4 protein-coding genes are annotated in these 3,783 nt (G+C 42.6%); 2 read left to right on the forward strand and 2 right to left on the reverse strand.

Annotated features, from left to right (window positions below; all coding sequences use genetic code 11):
- Positions 1–40 precede the first annotated feature (40 nt).
- On the reverse strand, positions 41–481 hold the full coding sequence (locus tag H6S82_RS23110) for a DUF4142 domain-containing protein (RefSeq protein ID WP_190473228.1): 441 nt from the start codon (positions 479–481) through the stop codon (positions 41–43).
- 106 nt (positions 482–587) lie between these two features.
- Between H6S82_RS23110 and H6S82_RS23115 the strand changes: the two genes are divergently transcribed.
- Positions 588–1,598, forward strand: a complete 1,011-nt coding sequence (locus H6S82_RS23115) for a VOC family protein (RefSeq protein ID WP_190473231.1) — start codon at positions 588–590, stop codon at positions 1,596–1,598.
- Positions 1,599–1,641: 43 nt separating this feature from the next.
- Positions 1,642–3,549, forward strand: a complete 1,908-nt coding sequence (locus tag H6S82_RS23120; RefSeq protein WP_190473233.1) for a hypothetical protein — start codon at positions 1,642–1,644, stop codon at positions 3,547–3,549.
- Between the two features lie 7 nt (positions 3,550–3,556).
- Here H6S82_RS23120 and H6S82_RS23125 read toward each other — a convergent pair.
- Positions 3,557–3,783: DUF1838 family protein (locus H6S82_RS23125; protein WP_191056772.1), on the reverse strand; the 227-nt coding region annotated here is incomplete at its 5' end.

Raw genomic sequence — 3,783 nt, forward strand, 5'->3', positions numbered from 1 at the left:
TTCGAGTCTAAACGGAAATCGAGACGGCGACTAAAGTCGCTTATCGACTTATCCCCATGTCTAAAGCCAGGGGCTTGCGTCTCGCTTTTCGGTCAAAACTGTCTCCGCTAAGCTGCATCAAGCGATTCATTGCCGCTTCGTGCTTCGGGCTAAGACTGTTGGGAGGAGTGACTCCCTTTCTTTGGGCTAACGCCATCAGTTCTCGATTTGCCTGTGTGTGTCGATCGATCGTCCGCTGTGCGAATTGTCTCACTTGAGCGTTGTTCGATCGCTGCAACGCAAGCTGTCCTAATCTAACTTCCGCCATTCCCCCGTGGGCAGCATCGGTGATAAACTGCCTGTCAAGAGCGCTCATCTGACTGCGGCTTGACGAGGGTGCAGATTGTTGGGTTTGGTTTGTTTCGGCAATAGCTGAGTAATTCAAAGTACCAAATAATCCGGCTGCCACAAGCGCAGTTGTTACTGTTAGTCGTTTAAACATTGGTGACTCCCTTGGCTTTTTAGGTGGTTACTTTAATGGTGATCTGCTGGTTATTAAGTTCCTCTGTCTTGAGGTGAGTAAATTACTCTTTATTTAAGGCAAACAAATGACAATTCAAGGTATCTACGAAGTATGTATTGGTTGTCGAGAACCGCTCTTTCTTATTCAATATTGGGAGCAATTTGGCTATCGTATCGGTAAAATAGGTGAATTATCGGCAGAATCAACAAATAAGTTGTATGGCGTCAATTCTGCTTTGCGATCGATTCGCCTCTACCACCAAGATGCAGACCACGGTCTCATCCGTCTAATGGTATGGGAAAACCCTACCAATGAGGGATTGCAGATGTCATCAATGAAGGTGAAAGGAAACCGTTGGGGAACTGCATTGACTGCTGATGTGTTGAATATTTCCAATCATGCTGAAGAAGCAGTAAAAGCAGGTTTGCCAGTCAAATACATCTATCCGCAATGGGATGTAATCTATAACAAAGACAGAAAGGTACGTCCTTTTGTCGAGCCTGCTATTGGTGTGCGGGAAATGGTGATGCTTCAACCTTTAACTCGCCAAATTTTCTTTCAAAGATTCAATTATACTGTGACCAATTACGGCAAAATTAATGAAAGCGCACATTTCAAAACGAGCCAGATAACTCACATGGGAATAGTGGTTCAAGATGATAGCAGAGAAACGTTCCGTTTTTATGAAGAAACGCTGGGTTTGCTGCGCGTGCGGGATGAGGACGAAACAAGTTATGAAAGTTCTGAAACAGCAAGACCGATTTTTGACCTTCAGCCGAATGAAAGATTTTTTGTAACAACTTTTGACGATCCGCGTTCGTCAAAATCAGATTGGCAGGCGGTGCGATCGGGTAGACTTTATATTGTGCGATTTCCGGAATCTATTCAATTAGAAAATCATCTCGATAAGGCGCAACCGGGATGTTTGGGAATGTCGCTTTACACTTATCGCGTGCGAGGAATAGAAGATTATTTCCATCGCGTTAAGGCGAGTGCGGCTCAAAATATCACAGAAATTGAAACCAACGAGTTTGGAGAACAAAGTTTTTCTTTCGTCTCACCCGATGGCTATTTCTGGACATTGCTTTCAATGTAGCTGTAGGTTGGGTTTCGTACCTCAACCCAACTTGTTATTTTAGATGGTTTGGTTTCGCTCAGATAAACCCAACCTACAAATTGATTATTTGAGTACGAATATAGAAATACAAAGTCAAAGTATAGGAGAATTCACGATGCGATCGCTTCCCCACACTTTCCCAAGTATGGCATTTTTATTACTTATAATGGCAGGCTATAATCAAACTCAAATAGCGGTAGGATTGCCATCTTATAATCTGGCTGAAACTGCCCATAATCCCGCAATTATTGCTGAAAATTTAACGATGTTGGGGAGAGAAATAGCGGCAGGAAATGAGCAACTAGGTTTGCAATTATTCGATCGCGCTGTGCAAGTAGCAGAAACTATCGAGGATCGTTCTACTAAGATTGAAGCTTTATCTAATATAGCGATAAAATTAGCAGAAGTCGGACAAACCCAGAAAGCGAGACAACTATTAGATCGCGCTGTGCAACTGACTAGGAAAACCGATGAAAATTTTACCCTTTATCAGCAAGATCCGGCGCTGCGCGATGTGGCGATTAAAGTTGCACAAGCAGGGTTTACCGAAAGAGCTTTGCAGTTAACGCAAACGCTTGCTTCTAATACTCGCAAAGCAGAGGCGCTGAATGCGATCGCGAGTATTTTAGCAGAAAAAGGAGAATTAGAAACCGCCAGAAAAATCCTTTTACAAGCTTTACAAAAAGCCAGAGGAATTACGGGAGATTATGCTTACGAATCAAATGGCAGTTGCGGTAACGAAAAATTTGAGATTTTGGCTAAAATAGCAGGTAATTTAAGTTTATTATCCCAGTTTGACACGGCTTTACAGGTAGCTAAAAGCGTCACTGGTTGCAGTTCGGCTACAGGTGAAAGCGGAGAAAATTATCAAGCTTGGGCATATCTGGGAATTCTCGCACATATGGCAAATGCCAACCAAGTCAAGCAAGCTTGGGCAAGTTCTCAAAACATCCAAAACGATGTCGAAAAAGCGGAAGTTTGGTCGGCGATTGCGGTAAAATTGGCGGGAATGAATGAGGTAAATTTAGCGCGATCGATCGCTGCACAAATTTCCGAAAAAATCCCCACAACAACTAAAATAGATTCCGGTTCGGCGCTGCGAGAATTGGGCGTCAAAGAAAAGGCGCTGCGGAATATAGCAGTCAAATTAGCAGAAGTCGGACAATTTGATGCTGCTAAGCAGGTGGCAGAAACGATCCACGAACTGACTCCGGCAGAAATAGCAGCAAATCAAGATTTTAATCTAGGAAATCAAGCAAGAGAGAAAGCTTTTACTTTCGTGGAAATTGCTCGCCAGTTAGCTAAGGCAAAGCAAATCGAACCAGCTTTGCAGATAGTTAATAGCATTGAAAATGGGGAAATAAAAGCTTTAGGGATAATTGCGATCGCCCAAGAATTGCACACAGCAGGACAAGCACCGCAAGCTGAAAACCTACTCTCTCAAAACTTGCAATTACCTGCAATTTCCAACCCTGATGATTTTGCAGTAAATCAATCAATTATTAGGATTGCTGAAGCTTTAGTGAAAGCGGGACAAATTGAGCGATCGTTGCAGATTGCCGAGTCTCTCAAAAAAGACGATTCTAAACAAGAAGCGTTGACTAATATTGCTGTGCAATTAGCAGAAATAGGACAAGTCGATCGAGCTTTGCAAATTGCCAATACCTTAAGTTTACTCGGCCTTAAGGAGTCAGCTTTAACTAAAATCGCATCGAAATATTTAGAAATTGGACAACTCGATCGCGCTGTGCAGGTAGCCCAATCTCTCGAAGAGAATAACAAAGCCAATATTCTAGCAAAAATCGTCGATGCTTTTGCTAAATTAGGTAACTCTGAAACAGCTTTGCAAGTAGCGCAAACTATTCCCAGTCAGGAAATAAAAGCAAATGCGATCGCCAATATCGCTGCACGCACAATCAAATCCAAGTAAAAATTTTCTATTCCTCCTCTGCTTCTGGAATCGGAAATCTTTCTCCAGCTAAATAAGCTTCAAAATGCTTTTTGAAGTAAATCCAAGAAGTCATATCACTGTCTAATGGAGCTTTGGGGGCATTTTTGTACAAAGACATCCGGGTATTAATTTCATCCTGAAGCAATTGGGGTAAATCGTTAAAACTCTTCACTTTCTGACCGGTGGCGCTGTAGATAAGATGACCCGCTCGAT

It is taken from the genome of Planktothrix sp. FACHB-1355 (assembly GCF_014748295.1).
Taxonomy (GTDB): Bacteria; Cyanobacteriota; Cyanobacteriia; order Cyanobacteriales; family Aerosakkonemataceae; genus Aerosakkonema; species Aerosakkonema funiforme_A.